Genomic DNA, 24,428 nt, shown 5'->3' on the forward strand with positions numbered 1-24,428 from the left:
CATTTGAAAAGGAGCTTATCCCCCATGGCATTTGAACTCCCGGCACTGCCGTACGAAAAGAACGCACTCGAGCCGACCATCTCCGCCGAGACCCTTGAGTACCATTACGGCAAGCATCACCAGGCCTACGTCACCAAGCTCAACAGCATGGTCGAAGGCACTGCGGACGCAGAGAAGTCTCTGGAAGACATCATCCAGAGCGCTCAGGGCGGCCTGTTCAACCAGGCAGCTCAGGTGTGGAACCACACCTTCTACTGGCACTGCCTGTCTCCGAACGGTGGTGGCGAGCCGACAGGCCCGCTGGCAGATGCCATCGTGGCCAAGTGGGGCTCCGTCGCTGACTTCAAGGAAGCCTTCAACACTTCCGCTGCCGGCAACTTCGGTTCCGGTTGGACCTGGCTGGTCAAGAACGCTCAGGGCGAGCTGGAAATCGTCAACACTGACGACGCAGACACCCCGATCGCCAAGGCAGGCCAGACCCCGCTGCTGACCGTCGACGTCTGGGAACACGCCTACTACGTCGACTACCGCAACGACCTCCTCGTTACCCGACACCATGCTCGCCATCGTGACCACCGGCCACGGCGGCTATGAACGCCTCGAGGCGCAAGAACGGCCTGTCCCTGTGCCAGACAAGGGGGAAGTGCTGATCAAGGTACTGGCGGCTGGCATGAACAATACCGAGATCAATACGCGCCTTGGCTGGTATTCCTCCAGCATCACCACGGCCACGAACCAGGCCAGCAGCCAGCACGACACCTCGGCTGGCGAGACGACAATCGACAAGCCGGTCCCGCCTGAAGGTGGCTGGAAGGGCGAGACGCCCTTCCCCCTGATCCAGGGAACCGACTGCTGTGGTGAAGTGGTCGCGCTCGGCGAAGGTGCCGACACAGCGCTGCTCGGCAAGCGCGTACTGGTGCGGGCCTGCATGCGCAGTGCAGGCTGGGAGTCACTGGAAAACGAATGGATGGGCTCTGACTTCGATGGCGCCTTCGCGCAATTCGTCAGTATCCGGGCCAGTGACGTCTTCCCGGTTGAATGTGACTGGAGCGACGTGGAACTGGGCTCACTGCCCTGCGCCTATGGCACAGCGGAGAACATGCTGGAACAGGCCGAGCTCACATCCGGCGAACGTGTACTGGTCACCGGCGCGTCGGGCGGCGTCGGCTCCGCCACCCTGCAACTGGCCAAGCGACGTGGCGCCATCGTCTATGCTGTGGCAGGCGCTTCCAAGCATGAGGCCCTGCGAACGCTGGGGGTCGACAGACTGTTTGATCGCCATGCGGACCTGGTCGCCGAACTCGGGCATGAATCCGTCGATCTGGTGGTCGACAATGTCGCCGGCGATGACTTCCCGGTGATGCTCAAGCTGTTGTCACGTGGAGGCCGGCTGGTGACCACCGGCGCCATCGCCGGGCCCATGGTCACCCTGGACCTGCGTGATCTGTACCTCAAGAATCTCCGCCTGCTGGGCACCACCGCCTGGTGCAAGGCGACCTTCCCCAATCTCGTGCGCTACGTGGAGCGCGGGGAGATTCGCCCCTTGATCGCGGCGAGCTTCCCGCTGAAGGATATCGCCAAGGCCCAGAAGGCCTTCCTCGAGAAGACCCATGTCGGCAAGTTCGTGCTTGAGCCCTGGGCCTGATGATCACGGCGTCGCGCGACGCCCGATGCCTCGGTAGGTCAGCCCCTGGCTGGCCACGTAGCTGGGGTCATAGATATTGCGACCGTCCAGCACCAGCTTCGCGCCCAGCTCACGCTTGAGACGCTGCCAGTCTGGATTCCAGTAACACTTCCATTCGGTGACCAGCATCAGGGCGTCCGCCCCTTCGAGGGCGTCGTACATGTTGCCATCGACCAGCTCCAGCAAGGGGTGAGCGCCACAGGCCTCGCCCAACGCGGACAGCGCCGCCGGATCATGCACACGAACGCGCACGCCCTGAGCCCACAACGCCTCGAGCAGCGTCAACACCGGCGCATGGTCGATACGCGCCGTGCCCGGTTTGAACGCCGCCCCCCAGATGGCGATGGTGCGACCGCGCAGCTCGCCATCGAAGTGCTGCCACAGCTTGCGGAACAGAGTCTCCTTCTTGGCCTCGTTGATGTCGAGAACATGCTCGAGCAGCAGCGATTCACGTCCGGTCTCATGCTGGACATCGGCCAGACGCATCAGGTCGCGCGAGAAGTTGGGACCACCGAAGCCACAGCCCGGATACAGATAGCCGAAGCCGATGCGCGGGTCGGCGCCCATGCCCTGGCGCACGTACTCGACGTCCACCTCGAGGGAATCCGCAAGCCCGGCGACTTCGTTCATGTAACTGATCCGGGTCGCCAACATGCCATTGATGGCCAGCTTGGTCAGCTCGGCGGCGCGGCGCGGCATGATCTGGAAGACATCTTCCCGACGATTGAAGGCGCGCAGAAGCTCCTGGACGCGACGTGTCGCGACCTCGGACTCGCTGCCCAGCAACCAGCGCGCGGGGCGCTCGAAGGTCGCCAGTGAGCGCCCCTCTTCCAGCATGTCCGGCAAGGCCACCGCATATTGATCATCCCGCGACAGCAGCGCCTCGAAACGCTCGGTGGTCCCGACAGGGAAGGTCGAATTGTTGACCAGCACCGTCGGCTCCGCGAGTGTCGAGACGACCTGCTCGATACGCGCCAGAGCACCCTCACGTTGATCCGGCGAGACGGCCACCCAGTGCACATCGATGCGACGCAGTGAACCAAGCCCCTTCACCAGCGTCAGATCGCCACGTTCGACGTGGCGGTCCAGCCGCTCTCGCAGGCCCGGCTCACTGTTCAGCCAGTCGACCCGGTCCAGTGACTCCCAGTCCATGTCTTCATGCGGCCACCACCAGACATTGTGGCCGACACTCGCCAAGGCGGCACTGGCCGTGGCAGCCGCCAGTTCGCTTCCGTGCACCAGCACCTGCATGGCTCATTTCTCCTGATAGCGGGTCATCAGCTCGCGGAAGCCTTCCCCGAATTTCGGGTGACGCTTGGCGAAGGAAATGGTGGCTTCCAGATAGCCCAGCTGATGGCCGCAGTCATAGGTATCACCGGCCATGCGATAGGCGGCGACCGCCTTGTCATCGCGCAGGGTATCGATGGCATCGGTCAGCTGGATCTCGCCACCGGCACCCGGCGGGGTATTCTCGAGCAACTCGAAGATACGACCCGGCAGCAGGTAACGGCCGATCACCGCCAGAGTGGAGGGTTCGGTGCCCGGAGCCGGCTTCTCGACCATCCCGCTGATCATCGCGGACTTGCCCGCTTCCGGCGTCTCGCCATCGATGGCGACGATACCGTACTTGTAGGCCATCTCCTGAGGCACGTTCTCGACCATGATCTGGGCGGCATTGGTGGCTTCATAGGCCTCCATCATCCGCGCCAGGTCATTCTTCTCGAGACCTTCGCCGTCGACCAGCACGTCCGGCAACATCACCAGGAAAGGCTCGTCTCCGACGATTGGCTTGGCACACAGCACCGCATGGCCCAGACCCAGCGGTTCCGGCTGACGCACGCTGATGATCTTGACGTCATCCGGAATGATGTGACGAAGTTCCTCGAGCAGCTCGAACTTGCCCTTGGCTTCCAGAGTCGTCTCGAGCTCGAAGTGCTTGTCGAAGTGGTTCTCGATGGCATTCTTGCTGGAATGGGTGACCAGGACGATTTCCTTGATACCCGCCGCAACCGCTTCTTCCACCACATACTGGATCACCGGCTTGTCGACGATGGTGATCATTTCCTTGGGGATGGCCTTGGAGGCCGGCAGGCAACGAGTTCCGAGACCTGCAACAGGCAATACAGCCTTGCGTATCATGAAGCGTCTTCCTTGTGTCTATGTCGTGGCAGATCGTGACGATCAGCGACGCTGGGCGCGCCCCAACAGGGCGCCCACACTGTCGCTATCGGGCGACTCTACCACACCATGCTCGGTGACGATGGCATCAATATACTCATGCGGTGTGACATCGAAGACCGGATTGAAGACCTCGATCTCATCGGGAGCGATCCTGCGATTTCCTGCCTGACGCAGCTCATCGGCATCGCGAGTCTCGATGGGGATGGCGGCCCCACTGTCCAGACTGGCATCGAAGGTGGCAAGGGGCGCCACCACCATCACCTTGACGCCGTGGGCACGCGCCTGGACCGCCAGGGAGAAGGTGCCGATCTTGTTGGCCGTGTCGCCATTGGCCGCGATGCGGTCCGCACCGACGATCAACCAGCGCACATCGCCATCGCCGTCCCTGGATTGCATGATCAGCGAGGCGGCACCCTCCACGGCCAGTCGGGCGGGAATCTTTTCCTGCACCAGTTCCCAGGCGGTCAGTCGAGCCCCCTGCCACCAGGGGCGTGTCTCGTTGACATGGACGCGGCTGATCAGCCCCTGAGCATACGCCGTGCGAATCACGCCCAGGGCGGTACCGTGCCCCCCAGTCGCCAGCGCACCGGTATTGCAGTGGGTCATCACCTCACAGTGGGGGGTGTCGGCCGTCAGGGACGCGGCAATCACCTGCGCACCGAATTCCGCCATGCGCAGATTGTCCTCGAGATCCTGCTCATGAATGCGCACGGCTTCCCGCAACAGTGCCTCGTGGGGGGCAAGCTCACGCATGGCGTGCGCAGCGATCACCGTACGCATGCGATCCAGCGCCCAGAACAGATTGACCGCCGTCGGCCGAGAAGCCGCCAGAACCTCGCAGGCCGCTTCCAGACGCGCCCCCCATGCCCCGCCCTCATGTGCGGCGCGAACCGCCTCCAGTGCCACACCATAGGCGGCCGCGATGCCGATGGCCGGTGCACCACGCACTACCATGTCGGCAATGGCGCGAGCCACGCCGTCTGCATCCCGCAGTTCGATCTCTCGGGTCTCGCCGCAAGTTCCCGTCATGACGAGTTTTTTGCAGTTACCGCTGACCCGCGACGACAGGCGGATTAGAATGGAGGAATCGTGCCCGAGGGTGACGCGTCTGTACAGGGGCGTGCATGCTTGCGATGCACTTCCGTAACGGTAAGGATCCGATCATGAGCCATAGCGACGCCAAGCAAGATTCCACTGCCCCGGATCATCTGGGCAACGTCGATGCCAGCGAAATCGCCAAATTCTCCGCGCTCGCCAGCCGCTGGTGGGACCGCGACAGCGAGTTCAAGCCACTCCACGACATCAACCCGCTGCGCGTCGATTACATCGACACCCATGCCGGACTGGCGGGCAAGCGAGTCATTGATGTCGGCTGTGGCGGCGGCATCCTGTCCGAGGCCATGGCTCACCGTGGCGCCACCGTGACCGGGATCGACATGGGTGAAGCCCCGCTGTCAGTGGCACGCCTGCATCAGCTGGAATCCGGTGTGGAAGTCGATTATCGCCAGACCACCGCGGAAGCTGCCGCCGAGGAAATGGCGGGACAATTCGATGTCGTGACCTGTCTCGAGATGCTCGAGCATGTTCCTGACCCTTCCTCGGTGATCAACGCCTGCGCGCGACTGGTCAAGCCGGGAGGCAAGGTGTTCTTCTCGACCATCAATCGCAATCCCAAGGCGTACGCCTTCGCGATCATCGGTGCCGAATACCTGCTGCAGATGCTGCCACGCGGCACGCATGAGTACCGCAAGTTCATCCGCCCGGCTGAGCTTGGCCGCTGGACGCGTGAGGCGGGCCTCAAGATGGAGGGTTCCACCGGCATGACCTACAACCCGCTGACCCGGAAATATCGCCTCAACACCGCCGACCTCAGCGTCAACTATCTGATGCATACGCGCCGCCCGACGGAAGACGAACTCGCATGAGTCTGCCGGCCGCACTGCCCCGTCCCGCTGCGCTGATCTTCGATCTCGATGGCACCCTGGTGGACACTGCGCCGGACCTGGCGCGTGCGACCAACGAGCTGCGTAGCCATCATGCCTTGCCGGAACTGAGCTATGAGGTGATTCGCGCCGAGGTCTCGCATGGCGGAAGCGCCCTGGTGAGACTGGCGCTGGGTCACGACATCGATCATCCCTCGCATGCCGAGGAGCGTACACGCCTGCTGGACTTCTATGCCCGTGATGTCGCGGCCCACAGCGAGCTGTTCCCGGGCTATGACGCCCTGATCGAGATCTGTCAGCGCAACGGCCTGCCCTGGGGGATCGTGACCAACAAGCCGCGTCAGTTCGCCGAGCCGCTGATCGAGTCCCTGGCGCTCACACCGGGCTGTCTGCTGTGCGCCGATGACCTGCCCGTCAAGAAGCCCCATCCTGAGCCATTGTGGGAGGCGGCCCGCCTCCTCGGCGTCGAACCGTCACGATGCTGGTATCTCGGGGATCATGATCGCGACATGCAGGCGGCGCGCGCGGCGGGCATGCTGGCGGTCGCCGTGCGCTATGGCTACGTCCGCGACGGGGATGATGTGGACGCCTGGCCTGCCGATGTGTGGTTCGACACCTCGGAAGAAGTCATCAATGCCGCTCTGCGCGCAGCGGAACTGCGCTGACGCGGCGCTCACGTCCTGGGCGGCTGGGCATCGAACATCTCGCCGGTGCGGCCACGACTCTCCGGACCGATCAGCCACAGGTAGCTTGGCATGATGTCGGCTGGCGTACGCAAGGTATCCGGGTCTTCCGCCGGGAAGGCCGACTTGCGCATCGACGTTCGAGTCCCACCGGGATTGAGGGTATTCACGCGGACCTGACTGGTATTCTCGAGTTCCTGTGCCAAGAGCTGTGAAAAGCCTTCGGTGGCGAACTTCGAGACACTGTAGGCCCCCCAGAAAGCACGCCCCTTGCGGCCGACGCTGGAACTCGTCAGCACCACGGACGCATCCCGAGACGCTTTCAGCAGTGGCAGCAGCGCCTGCAACATCCAGATAGGCCCATTGATGTTGACCTGCATGACCTGCTCCCACAACGCCGGATCATACTGCTCGAACGGGGTGATCTTGCCCAGCAGACTGGCATTGTGCAGCACCCCATCGAGTCGCCCGAATTCCTTGTCGAGCGTTTCCGCCATCTGCTGGTAATCCTTGAGCGTGGCCCCTTCGAAGTTCAGCGGGTAGATCGCTGGCTGAGGAGCCCCCAATGCTTCGATCTCGTCATAGACTTCCTCGAGCTTGGCAATGGTGCGCCCCAGCAAGATGACGGTCGCGCCATGCCTGGCATAGTCAATGGCTGCTTCACGACCGATGCCCGAGCCTGCACCAGTCACGAGAATGATTCGCCCTTTCAGCAGATCCGCTGGTGCCTGATAATCGATCTTGCATTCCGCCATGAGGATATCCCGTCCTGAACGCTGTCATGCGCCAGAGGCGAGGAAATCCTTGGCCATTCCGCCGGCCTTGCTGTCGGGGTACTGGCGAACCAGTTCCTCGAGCAGCTTGCGACTTTCCTGCGCCTTGCCCTGCCGCGCCTTGACGAGTCCCAGCTTGTACATCGCATCCGGCACCTTGCTGGATTGCGAGAACTCACTGATGACAGTATCAAAGGCCTGGGCAGAAGCATCCAGTTGATTCTTCGCGGAATACAATTCCCCCAACCAATAATGGGCATTGGCCGCGAGATTGGAATCCCCGTGATCCACCACAAAGGATTCAAAGGCATCGATCGCTCCGTCGAAATCACGCGACTGCACCTTGGCAAAGGCGTTCTCGTAATCCTTCTGGGCATCTCCTCCACTGGAGGCATTGGCGCTGCTGGCATTGCTACCCGCACCAGCTACCCGCACCACCACTGACCGCGGCTGCGGTCTGCGCATCGACCTCCTGACCGTTCTCACCGGCTGGACTTGTTCCCGAAACACGTTGCTCCAGGTCCAGGTACCGTTGCTGCGACATCTCGGTGAGTCGCTTGAACTGATATTCCAGTTCATCGACACGCCCGCGCAGCCGCGCAATTTCCTGGGCCTGCTCATCAAGCTGGTTGAGAAGGGTCAGGGTGCCGCCACCACTCAAGCGAGTGTTGGCCTGCTGATAAAGCGAGTTGGACTGTACGGTAAGGTCTTCCACTGCGGGTGCGGCTGCAACTGACAACGGAAGCGCCAGGGCTCCCACACCGCACAACCATTTCAGGCTGTCTTTCATGCTGTCGGCTCCGCCGAATCATCATGTTGCCGTGCGAGAAGGCCCGAGCCTCAAGGTTGCCCTTGCGACTCAGGCCTGCTCAACACAAGTTTCAAGCGTCTCTGTTATCCCGCAGGGACCTCAGAGAGATTGCCGAACTCAGTAGTCGAAGACCACACGACGGTTCTTGGCATAGGAAGATTCGCCGTGACCTTGAACGGCCGGACGCTCTTCACCGTAGGAGACGATCTCGATCTGGGACGGAGACACACCCTGAACAGTCAGGAAGCGTGCGACAGACTTGGCACGACGCTCGCCCAGACCCAGGTTGTATTCACGAGTACCGCGCTCATCAGCGTGGCCTTCCAGAACGACGTTGGCGCTGGTGTTGGCCTTCAGGTACTGGGCGTGGCCCATCAGGACGCTTTCGAATTCAGGACGGATGGTGTCCTTGTCGAATGCGAAGTAGATGGTACGCACGTCAGGCATGGAAGCGTTGCTCATCTGGTTGCCGTTGGTGTTGGCACCAGAGTTCATGCCGGCAGTGTTGGCACCGCTGTTGGCTGAATCCATGTCGCCGTCCTGGGCGCCACCGCTGCTGGAACAACCGGCCATGACGCTCAGGGACAGGGCAACCAACAGACCTTTTGCATACGGGGTGAACTGCATTGTAAAACTCCTTGCTCTAATGAAAACGAATGCCAAGCCTTTCTTTGTGACTCGGATGCATTCTAGTGGTTTAGTTCAGGAACGGCGACCACGCAGGTTCACGCACTTCGCCTTGTGGTGACGGCAGGGAAAATTGTGCTCTTCCGTCTGCCGAGACCTCGCCCAGGACCCCACGGGTTCCTTGCTGAGTGGCATATATCACCATAGTGCCATTCGGTGCAACACTTGGAGATTCATCCCACTGAGTATCCGTGAGGGATGTCACTCGACCACTCTTCAGATCCTGCTTGGCAACCTGATAACCATTGCCCGAGCGATTGATCATGAACAGGGTTTCCCCATCGGGCGACACACGCCCACGGGAATTGTAGTTTCCGGTAAACGTCACGCGTTCAGTACCACCGGAAAGATCAAGACGATAGATCTGCGGCGAGCCGGCACGATCAGACGTGAAGACCATGCCACTGCCATCCGGCAGCCAGTCCGGCTCGGTATCGATCGCAGGATTGTTGGTCAGACGTTGGAATTTGCGTGACGCGATATCCATCACATAAATCTCGGGCTGACCATCCTTTGACAATGCCATCGCCAACTTGCGGCCATCCGGAGACCAGGCCGGAGCACCATTGATGCCACGGAAACCGGTCAGTTTGGCACGACGACCACTTCCCAGCTCCTGAACATAAATCGCAGGCCGTTCTGATTCGAAACTCACGTACGCCAGTTTCTTTCCATCCGGCGACCATGCAGGAGACATGATCGGTTCATCGGATGCAAGAATCTCCTGACTACCATGGCCATCCGAGTCGGCAACATACAGTGCGAAACGAATGTTGTCACCCACGCCATTGGCGGTAATGTAGGCGATTTTTGTCGAGAAAGCACCGCGAATTCCAGTGATTTCCTCAAATATTTCATCACTCATGTAATGGGCGCGCGAACGCAACTGGCCATCACTGCCCGTGATGACTTCTCCCAGCATGCGCTTGTTCCCGAGCACATCCATCAGCTCGTATTGAATGCTGTAGCCACCGCTGCTCGCATTCTTGACCTGCCCGACCACCAGATAGCTGGCGCCGAGGCGCTTCCAGTCATTGACGAAGACATCCTGGGTAGTCCCCGGCAGCGCGATCAGGTTGTCACGCTTGATCGGCTCGAATTGGCCGCTGCGCGCCAGATCATCCGAGATGATACGGGCCAGATCCTGAGGGAGACTTCCCCCCGTCAGGTTCTCGAACGGCACCACGGCGATCGGCGTCGCGCTGTCATTGCCCTTGGTGATCTCGATGGTCAGGTCCGCTCGCGCCATGCTGGTCACGACCAGCATGGCGGCTGCCATCATCCATGTAGTCACTCGTCTCATCGGCCCAGGTCCTCTGGATTGAAGTACAGATTGAAGTTGCGGAACTGGCTCTTGGCTGAAGCCGGCAGGTCCTGCATCTCGGTAAACGGTGCTGCTTTCTGTATCGCCTGAATCGCGGAACGATCAAAGGCGGCATTGCCACTGCTCTTGCTGACCGCAGCCGAAACAAGTTCCCCTGTCGGCAGCAATGAGACGCGCAGCGTCACCGTCATGCCGGGTACGGTACCTGAAGGCCGATTCCAGTTCTGCCCGACATACTTCTTGAGCAGACTCTCAAAGCCATTGGCCGCCTGTGCGGCCTGCTTGGCGCCACTGATGGCGTCACTTTCGCTGTCGATCAGACTATCCAGTGACCCGGCAGATGCCTGTGCTGCCTTCTCGGCAAGCGCCTTCTGGCGCGCGGCCTCCGCGGCTGCCTTCTTGCGAGCCTCTTCCGCTGCCTTTTCCTTGGCCGCCTTTTCCTTCGCTGCTTTCTCGGCGGCTGCCTTGGCTGCCTTTTCCTTTTCAGCCTGCGCCTTGGCCTTGGCCGCCTTTTCAGCCTCTTTCAGCCTCTGCCTTGGCCTTCGCGGCTTTTTCCGCCTCGGCTTTCTTGCGCGCTTCCTCGGCTGCCTTTTCCTTGGCGGCCTTCTCCGCTTCCGCCTTGGCCTTGGCCGCCTTTTCGGCTTCCGCCTTCTTCAAGGCGTCTGCCTTGGCCTGTTTTTCAGCTTCAGCCTTCTTGCGCTCAAGCGCAATCGCCTTGGCTTCTTCCGCCCGACGCGCTGCATCTGCCTTGGCCTTGTCTGCCGCCTCGGCAGCCGCTTTCTGCTCCGCCTTCAACTGCTCAGCCGCCTTGGCCTGTGCCGCCTTCTCCTGCTCGGCAGTCTTGGCCTGCTCTGCCTTGAGCTGCGCGGCTTTCGCGCGCGCAGCACTCTTCTGCTGTTCTGCAGCGCGCTCCGCTTCCCGGGAGGCCTCCTCCTTGGCGCTCTGACGCTCATCGGCCTCTTCGGCGGCATCCCGCGCCTTGCTGGCCTTGGCCTGCTGGGGCTGATTGGTCGTCGTTTCGGTGCTGACCAGCGTCGCGTTGACGATGGTCGTGCTGCTCTGATCCGGCTCGGACTCAGGCCAGCTCACCAGGGTCAGTACCAGGATGACCACATGCAGACCCACGGCCAGCACGACGGGTAATCCATAGCCTGCCCGCTTTTCGATTTCCGGCTGACTCATCCATCAGCCCTCGTTCGGCGGTTCTGAAATCAGCCCGACATTGGGAACGCCCGCCCCCTGAAGAGTGCTCATCAGCCCCATCACATCACCATATGGCGCTGTCTTGGCGCCTTTGACCAGCACGGGTGTCTTGGGCTTTTCCGACACGATGGCGGCCACCTTGCTGCCCAGGTCATCCAGGGCGACGGGAGTCCGCTTGTCCTGATCAGAGCCCAGATCGATGTAGTAGTTGCCGCTGTCATCCAGCGAGACGATCAGCGGTGTCACGTCATCAGGATTGTCGATGGGCTTGGAGGTGACCTTGGGCAGTTCGACCTGTACCCCCTGGGTCATCATCGGCGCGGTGATCATGAAGATGACCAGCAGCACCAGCATGACATCGATGAAGGGCACCACATTGATTTCAGAGGACAGCTTGCGCTTGTGCCCCCGGCTGTAAGGTCCTTTCATGCTCGACTCTCCTTTCAGGCGTCGTTGCTGCCACGGCCGTGCAGATTGCGATGCAGAATGGAGTGAAGCTCTTCGGCGAAGTCTTCATAACGGCCCAGCAGCTGATCGGCACGGCTGGCCAGACGGTTATAGAAGATGACTGCCGGAATCGCGGCAAAAAGCCCCATGGCGGTAGCGACCAGCGCTTCTGCAATCCAGGGAGCGACAGTGGTCAGAGTGGCCTGCTGTGCAGTCCCCAGTGCCTGGAAAGAGCCCATGATGCCCCACACCGTCCCGAACAGACCCACATAGGGGCTTACGGAGCTGACGGTGGCCAGGAACGGAAGATGGATATTGAGACGTTCTTCCTCGCGTGACAGCGTGACACGCATGCTGCGCTGAACGCCGTCCATCACCGCATCGGCATTGCTGGACTTGGGCTTGAGACGACTGTACTCACGAAAGCCTGCACGGAAGACGCCTGCAGCACCCGGCGTCGCCTCTTCTTCACTGGGCAATTCACGGTAGAGGTGATTGAGATCCACTCCGGACCAGAAACGCTTTTCAAAGGCGGTATACGCCTGTTTCGCTCGTGACAATGCCATCCCCCGCTGGAAGATCACTACCCAGGAGGCGATGGAAGCCGCCAACAGCAGCAACATGACGGATTGCACCACCAGGCTGGCATTCGCGAACAGCGAAATGATCGACATCGAATCTTCCACGGAAATCCCTCTTTCTCAGACCTCAAGAGCGCTCAGCAATTCCACGGGCCATCGACGCGGACGCAATGTGCTGGCATCGACACAGGCAATCACCACCTCGGCATCACTCAACATCACCCCGTCCTTCATCACCTGTTGATGAAAGACAAGGCGCGCGCCACGCAACTCACCTGCCGTTGCCGTGACCTGAAGCAGATCATCCAGTCTCGCAGGACGATGATAGCGACTGGCCACACTGTGCACGACAAGCTGGATACCGCGCTCCAGAAGTGTCTGCTGGGAATAGCCACGTGCGCGCAGCCATTCACTGCGTGCGCGCTCCATGAAGCGCAGGTAATTGACGTAATAGACGATGCCACCCGCATCGGTATCCTCGATATAGACCCGCACCGCATGATGAAAATCGCCCGTCTGCCCAGTCAACGTTTCCTCGCCGGGTCTGGATGTCTGCAGAGACGACATCATGCGTCCTCCTGCCCACCCGGCGTCAGACGCGCCTGGGTCTCACGCGGTGTGATGCCGAAATGCTGATAGGCGGAACTGGTCACCACGCGCCCACGCGCCGTTCGCATCATGAAGCCCTGCTGAATCAGATAGGGCTCCAGCACATCTTCGATGGTATCGCGCTCCTCGCCGATGGCGGCCGCCAGCGAATCCACACCGACGGGCCCGCCATCGAACTTCTCGATCATCGACAGCAGCAACCGGCGATCCATATGATCCAGCCCGTGGCTATCCACATTGAGCATGTTGAGCGCCTTGTCCGCGACATCCAGCGTCAGACGGCCATCGCCGCGCACCTCGGTAAAGTCACGCACCCGCCGCAGCAGCCGATTGGCGATACGCGGCGTCCCTCGCGAGCGTCGTGCGATCTCGCGCGCGCCATCCATCTCCACTTCCATGCCTGACAGCTTCGCACTGCGCGAGACGATACCGGTCAGCGACTCGATATCGTAGAACTCGAGGCGCTGAACGATGCCGAAGCGATCTCGCAGGGGCGCGGTCAACAGACCAGCCCGGGTCGTCGCCCCCACCAGAGTGAATCGTGGCAGTTCCAGCTTGATCGAGCGGGCAGCCGGGCCCTCCCCGATCATGATATCCAGCTGATAATCTTCCATCGCCGGATACAGCACTTCCTCGACCGCCGGTGACAGGCGATGGATCTCGTCGATGAACAGTACATCGCCTTCCTGGAGATTCGTCAGCATGGCGGCCAGGTCACCTGCCCGCTCCAGAACCGGTCCGGACGTCGACTTGATGTCCACGCTCATCTCACTGGCAATGATGTGTGCCAGAGTGGTCTTGCCAAGTCCCGGGGGCCCGAATACCAGGGTGTGATCCAGGCTATCGCCACGACCGCGAGCGGCACTGATGAAGATTTCCATCTGCTCGCGCACGATCGGCTGACCGATATACTCATTCAGCGTTCGCGGCCGATTGGCGCGATCGATCCGTTCTTCCGGATCATGCGTGGCCGCGGAGATCAGTCGATCCGACTCCATCATGATGCTTGCTCAACTCCTGATGACTCATGCTGCAGACATGAATCATGTGGCGAGAGGTGGTCTGACCGAGGCAGTGAAATGATCTTGCGCCAATGCAATCAAGCGCGCACTTTCTACCCCAGTCGCCGGCCATTCCCTAGTCAATAAATCCAATCAGATCGTGCCTATTCTGTCATTCACGCTATCAGGCACGAGACACGTGCGCTAGCTGGCAGCTGGCCATCTTGCGGGCCAACGCCGCCTTGATGAGGGCTTCCGTGGAGGCACCTGTCTCGAGTCCCGAGAGCATCTTGGCCGCCTCGACCGGCTTGTAGCCCAGCGCGACCAGAGCGGCTTCGGCGTCGGCCAGGGGATGGGTAACCGGCGGCTGTGGCTGCGAAGCGCGCGCCATTTCCGACAGACCATCGTCCTGCGGAATCGTCCAATGCTTGAGCCGGTCGCGCATCTCGATGATCAGGCGGTCCGCCGTCTTCTTGCCGACGCCGGGCAAGCGAGTCAGTGCCCGACTGTCTTCGTCGTGCACGCAGCGAATGAAATCGGCCTGCTCCATTCCCGAGAGAATCGCCAGCGCCAGGCGCGGCCCGACCCCGGAAATCTTGATCAATTCCCGGAACAGACGACGCTCCGGCTCCTTGCCGAAGCCATAGAGCAACTGGGCGTCTTCACGCACGACCAGATGGGTGAACAGCTGACAGTCCTCCCCGACAGCCGGCAGACCCAGCAAGGTATTCATGGAGGCTTCAAGTTCATAGCCCACACCCTGTACATCGAGTACCAGATGAGGCGGCTGCTTTTCGAGCAAACGCCCGGTCAGACGTCCAATCATGTTTCGGGCACGGGTTGTTGCGATGCGGGCAAGCCTACCAAAGATAACGTGCAGGCGGCATGTCCGAGTGTCACGACGATTTTGTCGCATGAATCTGACAGTCAGACACCTCATTTGCCCGGCTCAAAGTCACGCCAGCTACTGCTGCGTCGTGCGCGGGTACTCTTGCGCCCTGCACCCGCCCCCAGGCCCAACGCCTCCAGCTGCGCGCCGCTCGGGGTCAGTCGCATGCGTGCAAAGCAATGTGTCAGCGCGATGGCCAGAGCATCCGCGGCATCCGCCTGAGGCGTTGCAGACAGCTTGAGCGTATGGGTCACCATATGCTGGACCTGGGCCTTGTCTGCTGCACCGGACCCCGTGACAGCCTGCTTGATCTGTCGCGGCCCATACTCTGATACCGGCAGGCCGTGGTTCGCCGCACACACGATGGCTGCCCCACGTGCCTGACCGAGCTTGAGCGCGGAGTCGGCATTCTTGGACATGAAGACCTGCTCGATGGCGAACTCCGCCGGGCGATGCATGGCAATCACTTCACTGATACCGGCGTAGATCTGCGCCAACCGCTGGTCGAGGCTGACCTGGGACATGCGGATGCAGCCACTGTCCACATAGCGGGGCTGAGCCGCCGAGACGTCCAGTACGCCGTAACCGGTCAGGCGTGACCCCGGATCAATGCCAAGAATGATCATGCCACCGCCTCGCGTCTCACACTCATTGCCTCTCCATCCCTGTCGTCTTTCGTGCTTACTGTGTATATAACCAGCCACAATGCCACAAAAAAGGCGGTGCGACACTGTCATTGCCTGCTGGATCAGGCCTGACCGCCTTCCTCTTCAACCTTGACCTTCTGACGCAGACGGATGTTCAGCTCCTTGAGCTGCTCACCGCTGACTTCCCCCGGGGCGTCGGTCATCATGCAGCCAGCGCTCTGGGTCTTCGGGAAGGCGATGACTTCACGAATGGTCTTGGCGCCGGTCATCAGCATGACCAGACGGTCGAGACCGAAGGCCAGACCACCATGGGGCGGCGCGCCGAACTTGAGCGCGTCGAGCAGGAAGCCGAACTTCTCTTCCGCTTCCTCTTCGCCGATGCCCAGCACTTCGAACACGGTACGCTGCATGCCCTGGTCGTGGATACGGATGGAACCGCCACCCAGCTCAGTGCCGTTGATGACCATGTCATAGGCGCGAGACAGTGCCGCTTCCGGATCGGCCTTGAGTTCTTCCGGGGTGCAGGACGGCGCGGTGAACGGGTGGTGCAGCGCGCTCAGGCGGCCGTTGGCATCGGCTTCGAACATCGGGAAGTCGACGACCCACAGCGGTGCCCATTCGCGGGTGTAGAGGTTGAGGTCTTCGCCCAGCTTGACGCGCAGCGCACCGATGGCCTCGGCCACGATGTTGGACTTGTCGGCACCGAAGAACACGATGTCGCCATCGACGGCGCCACAGCGGTCCAGCACGTCATCCACGACGTCTTCCATGAACTTGACGATCGGCGACTGCAGACCCTCGATGCCCTTGGCACGCTCGTTGACCTTGATCCACGCCAGGCCCTTAGCACCGTAGATGCCGACGAACTTGGTGTAGGCGTCGATTTCCTTGCGTGACAGGCTGGCACCGCCCGGCACACGCAGCGCGGCGACACGGCCCTTGTCATCCTTGGCCGGGCCGGAGAAGACCTTGAAGTCTACACCGCTCATCAGGTCATCGACATCGACCAGCTCCAGCGGGATACGCAGGTCCGGCTTGTCGGAACCGAAGCGCTGCATGGCTTCGGAATACGGCATGGTCGGGAAGTCGCCCAGCTCGACATCCAGCACTTCCTTGTAGAGACCACGGATCATGGTCTCGGTCATGCCCATGATGTCCTTCTCGTCGACGAAGCTGGCCTCGAGGTCGATCTGGGTGAATTCCGGCTGACGATCGGCGCGCAGATCCTCGTCACGGAAGCACTTGGCGATCTGGTAGTAACGATCGACACCGGCGACCATCAACAGCTGCTTAAACAGCTGCGGAGACTGCGGCAGCGCGAAGAAGCTGCCGGCATAGGTGCGGCTCGGCACCAGATAGTCACGTGCCCCTTCCGGCGTGGCACGCGTGAGAATCGGGGTTTCGATGTCGAGGAAGCCCAGGGCTTCCAGCTGGGCACGCACGCTGTGGGTGATGCGTGAACGCAGGCGCAGCTTGTCGATCATGTCCGGACGACGCAGGTCGACATAACGATACTTGAGGCGAACTTCCTCACCGACCTTGTTGTGGTCGTCCAGCTGGAACGGCGGCGTCTGTGCGGTGTTGAGCACTTCGACATCCTTGGCCAGCACTTCGATCATGCCTGTCGGCATGTTCGGGTTCTGGGTGCCTTCCGGGCGCATGCGAATACGGCCCTTGATGCGCAGGACGTACTCGCTGCGCGCCTTGTCGGCAGTGGCGAAGGCATCGACGGTGTCCGGATCGACGACGATCTGGGCGATACCGTCACGGTCGCGCATGTCGAGGAAGATGACGCCACCGTGGTCGCGACGGCGGTGCACCCACCCGCACAGAGTGACATCCTGATCGATCAGGGTCTCGTTCAGTTTGCCGCAATAGTGGCTGCGCATGTTGATTCCTTGTTGCTCAAATTCGTGATCGACGCACTGGTGCGCGTCTGTCTCAGAGGGCCTGACGACTGGAGATGTCAGGACGAGCTATCGCCACCTCCGGCCAGATTCTTCTTGCTGCCGGACTTGAAATCCGTTTCGTACCAGCCACTGCCCGCCAGACGGAAACCGGCGGCGGATACCAGCTTTTCCAGCTGGCCCGTCTTGCATTCCGGACATTCCGTCAGCGGCGCGGCGCTGATCTTCTGCAACTTGTCCATCCGATGGCCACAGGCCTTGCAGTGGTATTCATAGATCGGCATGGTTTTTTCTTGCATCAGACGTGCCGGAGACATCAATATGAGTGACATCTCAAGCACAGCTTCGGAACGCGTACAATAAGGCCAGTTGAACGTCTTTCAAGTCAAAGCGAAAGGGCCACATTATAGCGTGCTCGGCCCCTTGCGGGGCAACACCCCCGCAGGCCGTGATGCTCGACATGGCATCACTTGGCGACGGCCTTGACTTCAGCCGCCTGAAGGACCGGGTCAATGGGCTTGTCTGCCATGATGCCACGTTGCCCGAGCAGGTCGTGGAGCGTCTGGAGGGTGCCGAAATCGTGCTGGTCAACAAGGTACGCCTGGAGGCGCAGCATCTGGAGGCCCTGCCGACATTGAAGCTGATCGCCGTCATGGCCACCGGCACCAACAACATCGACATGGAAGCGGCAAGGGCGCAAGGCATACGCGTCATGAACGTCGCGGCCTATGGCACCGCCTCTGTCGCACAGCACACCTGGATGTTGATGCTGGCACTGGCCGGACAACTGCCTGGCTACCAGGGAGATGTCGCGAGCGGTGAATGGCAGCGCAGCAATACCTTCTGCCTGATGGGCCGCCCCACCCTGCAACTGGCCGGCAAGCATCTGGTGATCGTCGGCAAGGGAGAGCTGGGGACTGCCGTGGGCAGGTTGGCAGAGGCGTTCGACATGCGCGTCACCTTCGCCGCGCGCCCGGGCAGTGAGTCGACGTCTCAACGACCGAGCCTGAAACACCTCCTGCCTGAAGCGGACGTCATCAGCCTGCACTGCCCACTGACGCCTGAGACACACCATCTGATCGACGAGCAGGCCCTGGCGTTGCTGAAGCCCGGTGCCCTGCTCATCAACTGTGCACGCGGTGGCATCATCGATGAAGAGGCTGCACTTGCCGCCTTGAAGCGTGGGCACCTCGGTGGACTGGCCGTCGACAGCCTGCCGGAGGAACCGCCCCGGGAAGGCCATGCCCTGCTGACAGCGCTGGCCCATGCTTTCGATGTGCCGCAGATCCTCCTCTCCCGGGGCGCGCATGCGGTACTGACATTCGAAGGTATCGCCGAAGGTGGTGAACACGCGGTGACGCAGGACATGCACGGCTTCCAGGTCATCAGGATGGATCAGCCGATCAAAGTCCAGCTCGCGCATCACCAGCGGCTCACGCCCTGTCGCTCCCAGCATCCGCCACAGATTGGGGTGAATGTGGATGATGCGCCCGGGAATATCCATCTCCCACAGACTGTCGCCACTGGCTTCCAGGGAGTCGAGCAAGCGCCGCTCACTGGCCTGGAGTTCCTGCTGGGTCTGGCGCAGACGTCGGTACATCTCTTCCGCCGTATGATGGGCATCATCCAGCTCGACGATACCGCATTGCCCAGGAGACTCGATCTCCGCCCCCATGCCGATACGATGCAGGCGATCCCTGAGCTCTGCCAGCGGCACGGACAGATGGCGACTGATGTGGTGGGTGCGCCAGCTCATCAGCAGGAAGAAGCTCAGATAGAAGAGAATCAGTCCGCCCACCAGCGCCATGCCGACCAGTTGAAAATTGCGCCCGATCTCGGCGGTACGCGAGAAGACGGCCGACTCCTCCACCATGCTCAACATGATCCAGTCATTGCTGCTCAGACGCTCCCAGGCCACCTTGAAGGGCTCACCATTCACCAAGACGCTTGCAGAGCCACGACGCTGCCCGAGGATCTGCTCGGACAGGGTGGCGAAGACGGGATGCCTGGACAGCTCCATCTGCGCCGGCCGCAGCACGTCCTCCTCCTGGAGAATGCTGACGTCCGGCTGCTCGACCGGTGCCAGAGAGAGCAAAGATTCGCCCCTCGACGGCACCGCCAGTGAGCGCCCCTTGGCATCGTAGAGCATCGCGAAGCCGCTCCAGGGCAGTTCCATGGCCAGAATCTGGTTGACGATGACATCCAGGGTCATGTCGATGCCTACCACACCGAGAAATTCGTCACCGTCGTAAAAAGGCGTGACGGCAGACGTCATCCAGCCATTGGCGGCGGGGTCCTGATAGAGATCCGTCCAGACGGTGTGGCGCTCGGGATTCATGGCCGGTGCGGCCAGGTAGAAGAAGGAGAAGTCTCGGCAATCGTGATCGGGGGGCAACAACTCGACGAGATCCACATAGGGATAGATTCGCACATAGCAGTTCGCCAGCGTCACGAAGGTCTGGATGACCGCGGGATGGGTCGAGACGATATTGCGCATCAGGGGGTCCATGGCCGTCATTCGCAATGCCAGTGGCACATCGATCTCGATATCAGGCAGCACGGCATGGAAGCCACTGGCCTGATCCCCTTCATCCCTCTGGCTGGCCCAGCCGCCACTGCGCTCGAATCCATGCCGAGCCGCTTGCCTGTGCCGCCATACCGGTGGAGAGATCCTGCATATGTTCCAGCTGACGATTGAGGCTCTTGGCCTCGCGCAGCATGGCCAGATTCAACTCACTGCTCGACTGCGCCTGAAGGTAATTCAGATTGGCATCACGTATCTCGTCGTTGGACAGGAAATACACCGCTACCAGCGCCGTCTCTACCAGCAGCAACGGGATCATGGTACTGGTAAACAGCGCGCGCCAGACCCATTTCTTGATGGTGATGGGGGTACGTTGAATTCCCGGCATTGGCGGATTTCCTGATTCCTCCATAAGTGAATCGAGTATGCGCCTTCTCTTGCCTATACGTGGACTTCGCGCTTCAACGCTCAAACATGTCCAAAAGGTCAGACCTTGGTGTCAGGACTGCGGACAGGCGGCCAAGGCTTTGCTAGGATGCTCGACCCCAAGGAGGCTGCATGCTTTACAACTACGGTTCCATCAATATCGATCACGTCTACCGGGTCCCTCATCTGGTTCGCCCCGGTGAAACTCTGGCGAGTCACTCCTTCCGTCAGGTATTGGGCGGCAAGGGGGCCAACCAGTCCCTCGCTCTGGCACGCGCAGGCGGAGATGTTACCCACTGGGGACGTCTCGGCAATGCCGACCGCTGGGCACTTGAGCCATTGGAGAGCGCCGGTGTCATCACGTCTCAGGTCGAACTGAGCGCCAGCGCCAGCGGTCACGCCATCATTCAGGTGGATGATCACGCCGAGAACAGCATCATCCTTTACCCTGGTGCCAATCATGGCTTCACCGACGAACACCTCTCCGAGCTGTTCTCCGGAGTCACCCAGGGCGATTGGCTGCTGCTTCAGAACGAGTGCAATGCGCTTGGCAAGGTCATCGAGATGGCGCATGCCAAGGGCATGAAGATCGCCTTCAACCCGGCGCCGATGGGTGCTGAAGTGCTGGATCTCCCGCTGGAGCATTGCCAGGTGCTGTTCTTGAACCGTGGCGAAGCGGCGCAACTGGTCGAGCTGGAAGAAAGCGCACCGGTCGACACGCTGCTCAATGCCCTGCATGAGCGCCTGCCCGCCACCGAGGTGGTGCTGACTCTGGGCAGCGAGGGCGTCTGCTATCAGCTGGGCGAGCAGCGCATCCAGCTGCCTGCCCATCGCGTGAAGGCGGTGGATACCACCGCTGCCGGCGATACCTTCATCGGCTATTACCTGGCCAGCCAGATCGATGGCATGAACATCGAAGACAGTCTGCGTCGCGCCAGCACGGCCTCCGCACTCTGTGTCAGTCGTGAAGGCGCCGCTCCCAGCATTCCGGGCAGCAGCGATGTCGCTGACGCCCTGGCGGAGTGGCCCCCCCTGGACGCATTGAGCAACTGACAAGAGGACATCATGAAGACTCCCATCATCTTTGATACCGACCCGGGCGTTGATGACGCCCAGGCCATCGCCATCTGCCTGGCACATCCGGACATCGAATTCCTCGGCATGACGACCACCTTTGGCAACGTCACCATCGAGACCGCCACGTCCAATGCGTTGTTGCTGGGAGAGCTGACGGGCCAGAATATCCCGGTCGCACAGGGTGCTGCCCAACCGCTGGTCAAGGACAAGTTCCCCGCACCGGCGCACATCCACGGCGCCAACGGCCTTGGCAACATGGATATCCCGGAGCCCGAGGGCAAGGCGCTGCCCATCAGTGCACCGCAGTTCATCGTCGAGCAGGTCAATGCGCGTCCGGGCGAGATCACCCTCGTCGCGGTAGGCCCGCTGGGCAACCTGGCAACCGCCCTGCAACTGGACCCGAGCATCATCACCAAGGTCAAGCAGGTGGTCGTGATGGGTGGCTCCATCCGTGAAGGCGGCAACGTCTCCCCGGTGGCGGAAGCCAATATCTTCAACGACCCGCATGCCGCCTCCAAGGTGCTCACGGCAGGCTGGCCGCTGACCATGGTCGGCCTGGATGCCACTCACCGCTGCGTGCTGTCCCCGGCACATGTCGAGCGCATCCGTGTCGCGCAAGGTGCCCTGGGCGAGGTGCTGTCCGGCAGCTATCAGTTCTACAAGGCCTTCTACCAGGAAGCCCGTGGCATCGATGGCTGCTGTCCGCACGACAGCTGTGCCCTGGCCTGGCTGATGAAGCCGGAGATGTTCACCGTCGAGCGTGGCCACCTGAGCGTCGAAGTCGAAGGGCTGGCGGAAGGCCAGACCCTGTTCGCGCCGCAAGGACGCGAGTTCCTCGGCAATCAATGGTCCCAGACACCGTTGGTCGACGTCTGCGTCAATGCCAACGGTGAGCAGGTCGTCGAGTGGATCACCGACGTGCTGACCGCCAAGGCTTCCTGAGCCCAGTATGACTGTCTCGTCTTCATCGGCCGCTTCCAACCCGTTCACCATGGTCATGTCGCGATCATGGAAGAGGCCCTGCGTCGTGCACGCCAGGTCATCGTCCTGGTGGGGTCCGCCTGGCAGGCGCGTTCCTTGCGCAACCCTTTCACCTTCGATGAACGCACCCGCATGATTCGCAGCTGTTTCGGGGAGGATGCCAATGCCCGACTGGAAATCGTGCCGCTGCTGGATGCTCTCTACAACGACGATGTCTGGGTGCGGGATGTGCAGCGCAAGGTGCGTGACATCGCACGCCCGCAGGCCAATCGCATGCCCCGCATCGCCTTGATCGGGGCCACCCACGGCAATGACAATGCACGCTCCAGCTATTATCTGAGTCTGTTCCCGCAGTGGGAATCCGTGGCAGGGCCTTACCACGAGGGCATGGTGGCGAGCCATATCCGCGATGTGATCTTCAGCGAGCGGGCCAGAGTCGAGGACTGGCTGGACAACGAGGGACTGGAGTTGCTGCCCGGCAGCGTCGCAGAACATCTGCGCGGCTTTCTGGAGGAAACGGCATGGCAAGGTCTGGTCGAGGAGCGTCGACTGCTCGAGCAGTATCGCGCGGCATGGAGTGACGCGCCCTATCCTCCCCTGTTCATCACGGTCAATGCGGTCGTCGTGCAATCAGGGCATATCCTGCTGACCACCCGACGCGCTGCGCCTGGCAAGGGGCTTTACGCCTTGCCCGGGGGCTTCGTCCAGTCGCAGGAGCGCCTGCTGGACGCCTGCCTGCGCGAATTGAGAGAACGCGTGCGGCTCAAGGTGCCAGAGCCCGTCCTGCGCGGCTCACTGCGTGGGCAGCGTCTGTTCGATGAGCCTCATCGCAGCTGGCGCGGTCGCACGCTGGCAGAGGCCTTCTATTTCGCACTGCGCCCGGAGCAGCAGTTACCGAAACTGCGCAGCAGTGGCAAGGACAGCGAAGAGCAGGCTCGCTGGGTGGCACTGGCAGATCTGGAGCCTGACACCTTGTTCGAAGACCACTTCTTCATCATCCAGAACTTTCTGGGCTTGCATGCGGGGCAAAGCAGTTTCTGACTCGCCTGTCAGGCCTGAAGGAAATCTCGCGGCAGATTCATCAGCTGCTTCCACAGCTTGTCGATCCCCGGCTTGTGAACCAGTGAGCAACGATAGAGACGAATCTCCAGCGGAATATCCCAGGCGTCATTGCCGGCTCTCACCAGCTTGCCACTTTCCAGCTCATCCCGGATGCAGAAGTCCGGAATCCACGCCATGCCCACTCCCTGCAACGCCATGCCCTTGAGTCCCTCCGCCATCGCCATTTCATAGACGGTGCGCAGACGAAGCCGCAATGGATCATTCTTGAGCAACATCTTCACGCTGCGCCCCAGGAACGCTCCCTGTGTATAGGAGAGCAAGGGAATCGCGTCCTGACTGGTTTCGCTCTGGCCGGTCAGCGGGAAGCGTGGTTCGCCGTTCTCCAGCGGCACGCAGACCGGCAGCATGTTGACCTTGGCCACCGAGAAGGAGGGGAATGCCTCTGCATCCAGCTGCATGCTGGCGTAAGGGTCGTAATACGCCAGCATCAGATCGCAGTTGCCCTCACGCAGGGCATGGATGGCATCGCCGACATTCATGGCGGAGAGCCGCGTCGGCAACTCCCCCAGCCCTTGCTGAAGGCGCGAGATCCACTTGGGGAAGAACGCCAGCGCCAGCGAGTGTGCCGCCGCGATGTCCAGCGTCTCGTTGGCCATCCCAAGCCCCCGTAGATGGGCCAGACATTCGGACAACTGCTCGGTCAGGTTGCGCGCGGTCACCAGGAACAACTGTCCTTCCGGCGTCAGGCTGACAGGCGTGGTCGAACGATCCACCAGCGTGGTGCCCACGGCCTGCTCCAACGCGCGAATTCGACGGCTGAAGGCTGGTTGGGTCACATGTCTGAGGCGAGCCGAGGTGGAGAAGCTGCGCGTGTTGGACAACGCGACGAAATCTTCCAGCCATTTTGTTTCCAGGTTCACCCGAACTCCCATCGATATCGATCATGCCGGAGAATCACTACCTTCGTCGTATGCATTTGACGTATACG

Annotated in this window: 26 protein-coding genes and 2 pseudogenes; 8 read left to right on the forward strand and 20 right to left on the reverse strand. The window is 61.2% G+C overall.

Annotation, left to right across the window (positions count from 1 at the left end; genetic code table 11):
- Window positions 1-24: 24 nt before the first annotated feature.
- Both CU110_RS08195 and CU110_RS08200 read left to right on the forward strand, forming a co-directional pair.
- Entirely contained in the window at window positions 25-594 is a 570-nt protein-coding gene (locus CU110_RS08195) for a Fe-Mn family superoxide dismutase (RefSeq protein ID WP_127735446.1), read from the forward strand.
- Complete coding sequence (locus tag CU110_RS08200; RefSeq protein WP_084209718.1) at window positions 557-1,645, forward strand: alcohol dehydrogenase family protein; 1,089 nt, start codon at window positions 557-559, stop codon at window positions 1,643-1,645. Before CU110_RS08195 ends, CU110_RS08200 begins: the two co-directional genes overlap by 38 nt.
- Before the next feature lie 3 nt (window positions 1,646-1,648).
- Here the strand turns inward: CU110_RS08200 and CU110_RS08205 are convergent, their stop codons facing one another.
- Genes CU110_RS08205 through mtnA form a run of 3 tightly spaced genes read right to left on the reverse strand, consistent with a single transcriptional unit; the run spans window position 1,649 to window position 4,894 of the window.
- Entirely contained in the window at window positions 1,649-2,935 is a 1,287-nt protein-coding gene (locus CU110_RS08205) for a nucleotide sugar dehydrogenase (protein ID WP_084208692.1), read from the reverse strand.
- A gap of 3 nt (window positions 2,936-2,938) precedes the next feature.
- The gene (galU, locus tag CU110_RS08210; protein WP_077376470.1) at window positions 2,939-3,823 is read right to left on the reverse strand and encodes a UTP--glucose-1-phosphate uridylyltransferase GalU; all 885 of its coding nucleotides are present in this window, start codon (window positions 3,821-3,823) and stop codon (window positions 2,939-2,941) included.
- 42 nt (window positions 3,824-3,865) lie between these two features.
- Window positions 3,866-4,894, reverse strand: a complete 1,029-nt coding sequence (mtnA, locus tag CU110_RS08215; protein WP_127735449.1) for an S-methyl-5-thioribose-1-phosphate isomerase — start codon at window positions 4,892-4,894, stop codon at window positions 3,866-3,868.
- Window positions 4,895-5,073: 179 nt separating this feature from the next.
- Between mtnA and ubiG the strand changes: the two genes are divergently transcribed.
- Both ubiG and CU110_RS08225 read left to right on the forward strand, forming a co-directional pair.
- On the forward strand, window positions 5,074-5,790 hold the full coding sequence (gene ubiG / locus CU110_RS08220) for a bifunctional 2-polyprenyl-6-hydroxyphenol methylase/3-demethylubiquinol 3-O-methyltransferase UbiG (protein WP_103751442.1): 717 nt from the start codon (window positions 5,074-5,076) through the stop codon (window positions 5,788-5,790).
- Entirely contained in the window at window positions 5,787-6,473 is a 687-nt protein-coding gene (locus CU110_RS08225; protein WP_084208694.1) for an HAD-IA family hydrolase, read from the forward strand. The genes ubiG and CU110_RS08225 overlap by 4 nt, the downstream gene beginning before the upstream one ends.
- Window positions 6,474-6,481: 8 nt before the next feature.
- Here CU110_RS08225 and CU110_RS08230 read toward each other — a convergent pair whose 3' ends face one another.
- From CU110_RS08230 to CU110_RS08295, 15 genes and pseudogenes are all read right to left on the reverse strand, one after another.
- Complete coding sequence (locus tag CU110_RS08230) at window positions 6,482-7,246, reverse strand: YciK family oxidoreductase (RefSeq protein WP_077376482.1); 765 nt, start codon at window positions 7,244-7,246, stop codon at window positions 6,482-6,484.
- Window positions 7,247-7,270: 24 nt separating this feature from the next.
- Entirely contained in the window at window positions 7,271-7,729 is a 459-nt protein-coding gene (gene ybgF / locus CU110_RS16875) for a tol-pal system protein YbgF (protein ID WP_240665322.1), read from the reverse strand.
- On the reverse strand, window positions 7,677-8,054 hold the full coding sequence (locus CU110_RS16880) for a YbgF trimerization domain-containing protein (protein WP_240665323.1): 378 nt from the start codon (window positions 8,052-8,054) through the stop codon (window positions 7,677-7,679). The genes ybgF and CU110_RS16880 overlap by 53 nt, the downstream gene beginning before the upstream one ends.
- A gap of 138 nt (window positions 8,055-8,192) precedes the next feature.
- Window positions 8,193-8,702, reverse strand: a complete 510-nt coding sequence (gene pal, locus CU110_RS08240) for a peptidoglycan-associated lipoprotein Pal (protein WP_065392600.1) — start codon at window positions 8,700-8,702, stop codon at window positions 8,193-8,195.
- Window positions 8,703-8,772: 70 nt separating this feature from the next.
- On the reverse strand, window positions 8,773-10,065 hold the full coding sequence (gene tolB / locus CU110_RS08245) for a Tol-Pal system beta propeller repeat protein TolB (RefSeq protein WP_077376488.1): 1,293 nt from the start codon (window positions 10,063-10,065) through the stop codon (window positions 8,773-8,775).
- Window positions 10,062-10,637, reverse strand: a pseudogene (gene tolA / locus CU110_RS16885) (cell envelope integrity protein TolA); the annotation flags it as partial. The pseudogene tolA (CU110_RS16885) and the gene tolB, both read right to left, overlap by 4 nt.
- Window positions 10,600-11,268, reverse strand: a complete 669-nt coding sequence (tolA, locus tag CU110_RS16890) for a cell envelope integrity protein TolA (RefSeq protein ID WP_127735456.1) — start codon at window positions 11,266-11,268, stop codon at window positions 10,600-10,602. The pseudogene tolA (CU110_RS16885) and the gene tolA (CU110_RS16890), both read right to left, overlap by 38 nt.
- Before the next feature lie 3 nt (window positions 11,269-11,271).
- Window positions 11,272-11,718 carry a protein TolR gene (gene tolR / locus CU110_RS08260; RefSeq protein WP_077376494.1) on the reverse strand — a complete coding sequence of 149 codons (447 nt, stop codon included), beginning with the start codon at window positions 11,716-11,718 and terminating at the stop codon, window positions 11,272-11,274.
- 14 nt (window positions 11,719-11,732) lie between these two features.
- Window positions 11,733-12,410, reverse strand: a complete 678-nt coding sequence (gene tolQ / locus CU110_RS08265) for a protein TolQ (protein ID WP_077377369.1) — start codon at window positions 12,408-12,410, stop codon at window positions 11,733-11,735.
- Window positions 12,411-12,437: 27 nt separating this feature from the next.
- Window positions 12,438-12,887: a tol-pal system-associated acyl-CoA thioesterase gene (ybgC, locus tag CU110_RS08270; RefSeq protein ID WP_240499523.1), complete on the reverse strand. Its 450-nt coding sequence runs from the start codon at window positions 12,885-12,887 to the stop codon at window positions 12,438-12,440.
- The gene (gene ruvB / locus CU110_RS08275) at window positions 12,884-13,927 is read right to left on the reverse strand and encodes a Holliday junction branch migration DNA helicase RuvB (protein WP_077376500.1); all 1,044 of its coding nucleotides are present in this window, start codon (window positions 13,925-13,927) and stop codon (window positions 12,884-12,886) included. Before ruvB ends, ybgC begins: the two co-directional genes overlap by 4 nt.
- A gap of 184 nt (window positions 13,928-14,111) precedes the next feature.
- On the reverse strand, window positions 14,112-14,753 hold the full coding sequence (gene ruvA, locus CU110_RS08280; RefSeq protein WP_127735459.1) for a Holliday junction branch migration protein RuvA: 642 nt from the start codon (window positions 14,751-14,753) through the stop codon (window positions 14,112-14,114).
- A gap of 110 nt (window positions 14,754-14,863) precedes the next feature.
- A complete protein-coding gene (gene ruvC, locus CU110_RS08285) occupies window positions 14,864-15,442 on the reverse strand; it encodes a crossover junction endodeoxyribonuclease RuvC (RefSeq protein ID WP_084208696.1) in 579 nt (192 codons plus the stop codon).
- 122 nt (window positions 15,443-15,564) lie between these two features.
- Window positions 15,565-17,352 (reverse strand): aspartate--tRNA ligase, encoded by a 1,788-nt coding sequence (aspS, locus tag CU110_RS08290; protein WP_084208697.1) that lies wholly within the window; start codon window positions 17,350-17,352, stop codon window positions 15,565-15,567.
- 77 nt (window positions 17,353-17,429) lie between these two features.
- Window positions 17,430-17,654, reverse strand: a complete 225-nt coding sequence (locus CU110_RS08295) for a zinc ribbon domain-containing protein (protein WP_084208698.1) — start codon at window positions 17,652-17,654, stop codon at window positions 17,430-17,432.
- A gap of 176 nt (window positions 17,655-17,830) precedes the next feature.
- Between CU110_RS08295 and CU110_RS17945 the strand changes: the two genes are divergently transcribed.
- Window positions 17,831-19,495 (forward strand): NAD(P)-dependent oxidoreductase, encoded by a 1,665-nt coding sequence (locus CU110_RS17945; protein WP_346427190.1) that lies wholly within the window; start codon window positions 17,831-17,833, stop codon window positions 19,493-19,495.
- Between the two features lie 463 nt (window positions 19,496-19,958).
- Here CU110_RS17945 and CU110_RS08305 read toward each other — a convergent pair whose 3' ends face one another.
- A complete protein-coding gene (locus tag CU110_RS08305) occupies window positions 19,959-20,282 on the reverse strand; it encodes a hypothetical protein (RefSeq protein WP_127735465.1) in 324 nt (107 codons plus the stop codon).
- Between the two features lie 170 nt (window positions 20,283-20,452).
- Between CU110_RS08305 and CU110_RS08310 the strand changes: the two genes are divergently transcribed.
- The 3 genes and pseudogenes from CU110_RS08310 to CU110_RS08320 form a co-directional block, all read left to right on the forward strand.
- Complete coding sequence (locus CU110_RS08310; protein WP_084208701.1) at window positions 20,453-21,373, forward strand: ribokinase; 921 nt, start codon at window positions 20,453-20,455, stop codon at window positions 21,371-21,373.
- 12 nt (window positions 21,374-21,385) lie between these two features.
- Window positions 21,386-22,339, forward strand: coding sequence for a nucleoside hydrolase (locus CU110_RS08315; RefSeq protein WP_084208702.1), 954 nt, complete (start codon window positions 21,386-21,388; stop codon window positions 22,337-22,339).
- A 6-nt stretch (window positions 22,340-22,345) separates the two neighbouring features.
- A pseudogene (locus tag CU110_RS08320) lies at window positions 22,346-23,419 on the forward strand (bifunctional nicotinamide-nucleotide adenylyltransferase/Nudix hydroxylase); the annotation flags it as partial.
- Between the two features lie 8 nt (window positions 23,420-23,427).
- On the opposite strand, the gene CU110_RS08325 reads toward CU110_RS08320, so the two are convergent.
- On the reverse strand, window positions 23,428-24,360 hold the full coding sequence (locus tag CU110_RS08325; RefSeq protein WP_077377372.1) for a LysR substrate-binding domain-containing protein: 933 nt from the start codon (window positions 24,358-24,360) through the stop codon (window positions 23,428-23,430).
- Window positions 24,361-24,428 lie beyond the last annotated feature (68 nt).

The sequence above is a fragment of the Cobetia sp. ICG0124 genome (assembly GCF_004006355.1).
Classification (GTDB): domain Bacteria; phylum Pseudomonadota; class Gammaproteobacteria; order Pseudomonadales; family Halomonadaceae; genus Cobetia; species Cobetia marina.

Coding starts and splice junctions, on each gene's coding strand:
- CU110_RS08195 (WP_127735446.1), top strand. CDS start 25: ATGGCATTTGAACTCCCGGCACTGCCGTACGAAAAGAACGCACTCGAG.
- CU110_RS08200 (WP_084209718.1), top strand. CDS start 557: ATGCTCGCCATCGTGACCACCGGCCACGGCGGCTATGAACGCCTCGAG.
- CU110_RS08205 (WP_084208692.1), bottom strand. CDS start 2,935: ATGCAGGTGCTGGTGCACGGAAGCGAACTGGCGGCTGCCACGGCCAGT.
- galU (WP_077376470.1), bottom strand. CDS start 3,823: ATGATACGCAAGGCTGTATTGCCTGTTGCAGGTCTCGGAACTCGTTGC.
- mtnA (WP_127735449.1), bottom strand. CDS start 4,894: ATGACGGGAACTTGCGGCGAGACCCGAGAGATCGAACTGCGGGATGCA.
- CU110_RS08225 (WP_084208694.1), top strand. CDS start 5,787: ATGAGTCTGCCGGCCGCACTGCCCCGTCCCGCTGCGCTGATCTTCGAT.
- CU110_RS08230 (WP_077376482.1), bottom strand. CDS start 7,246: ATGGCGGAATGCAAGATCGATTATCAGGCACCAGCGGATCTGCTGAAA.
- ybgF (WP_240665322.1), bottom strand. CDS start 7,729: ATGCGCAGACCGCAGCCGCGGTCAGTGGTGGTGCGGGTAGCTGGTGCG.
- CU110_RS16880 (WP_240665323.1), bottom strand. CDS start 8,054: ATGAAAGACAGCCTGAAATGGTTGTGCGGTGTGGGAGCCCTGGCGCTT.
- pal (WP_065392600.1), bottom strand. CDS start 8,702: ATGCAGTTCACCCCGTATGCAAAAGGTCTGTTGGTTGCCCTGTCCCTG.
- tolB (WP_077376488.1), bottom strand. CDS start 10,065: ATGAGACGAGTGACTACATGGATGATGGCAGCCGCCATGCTGGTCGTG.
- tolA (WP_127735456.1), bottom strand. CDS start 11,268: ATGAGTCAGCCGGAAATCGAAAAGCGGGCAGGCTATGGATTACCCGTC.
- tolR (WP_077376494.1), bottom strand. CDS start 11,718: ATGAAAGGACCTTACAGCCGGGGGCACAAGCGCAAGCTGTCCTCTGAA.
- tolQ (WP_077377369.1), bottom strand. CDS start 12,410: ATGTCGATCATTTCGCTGTTCGCGAATGCCAGCCTGGTGGTGCAATCC.
- ybgC (WP_240499523.1), bottom strand. CDS start 12,887: ATGATGTCGTCTCTGCAGACATCCAGACCCGGCGAGGAAACGTTGACT.
- ruvB (WP_077376500.1), bottom strand. CDS start 13,927: ATGATGGAGTCGGATCGACTGATCTCCGCGGCCACGCATGATCCGGAA.
- ruvA (WP_127735459.1), bottom strand. CDS start 14,753: ATGATTGGACGTCTGACCGGGCGTTTGCTCGAAAAGCAGCCGCCTCAT.
- ruvC (WP_084208696.1), bottom strand. CDS start 15,442: ATGATCATTCTTGGCATTGATCCGGGGTCACGCCTGACCGGTTACGGC.
- aspS (WP_084208697.1), bottom strand. CDS start 17,352: ATGCGCAGCCACTATTGCGGCAAACTGAACGAGACCCTGATCGATCAG.
- CU110_RS08295 (WP_084208698.1), bottom strand. CDS start 17,654: ATGCCGATCTATGAATACCACTGCAAGGCCTGTGGCCATCGGATGGAC.
- CU110_RS17945 (WP_346427190.1), top strand. CDS start 17,831: ATGGCATCACTTGGCGACGGCCTTGACTTCAGCCGCCTGAAGGACCGG.
- CU110_RS08305 (WP_127735465.1), bottom strand. CDS start 20,282: ATGCCGGGAATTCAACGTACCCCCATCACCATCAAGAAATGGGTCTGG.
- CU110_RS08310 (WP_084208701.1), top strand. CDS start 20,453: ATGCTTTACAACTACGGTTCCATCAATATCGATCACGTCTACCGGGTC.
- CU110_RS08315 (WP_084208702.1), top strand. CDS start 21,386: ATGAAGACTCCCATCATCTTTGATACCGACCCGGGCGTTGATGACGCC.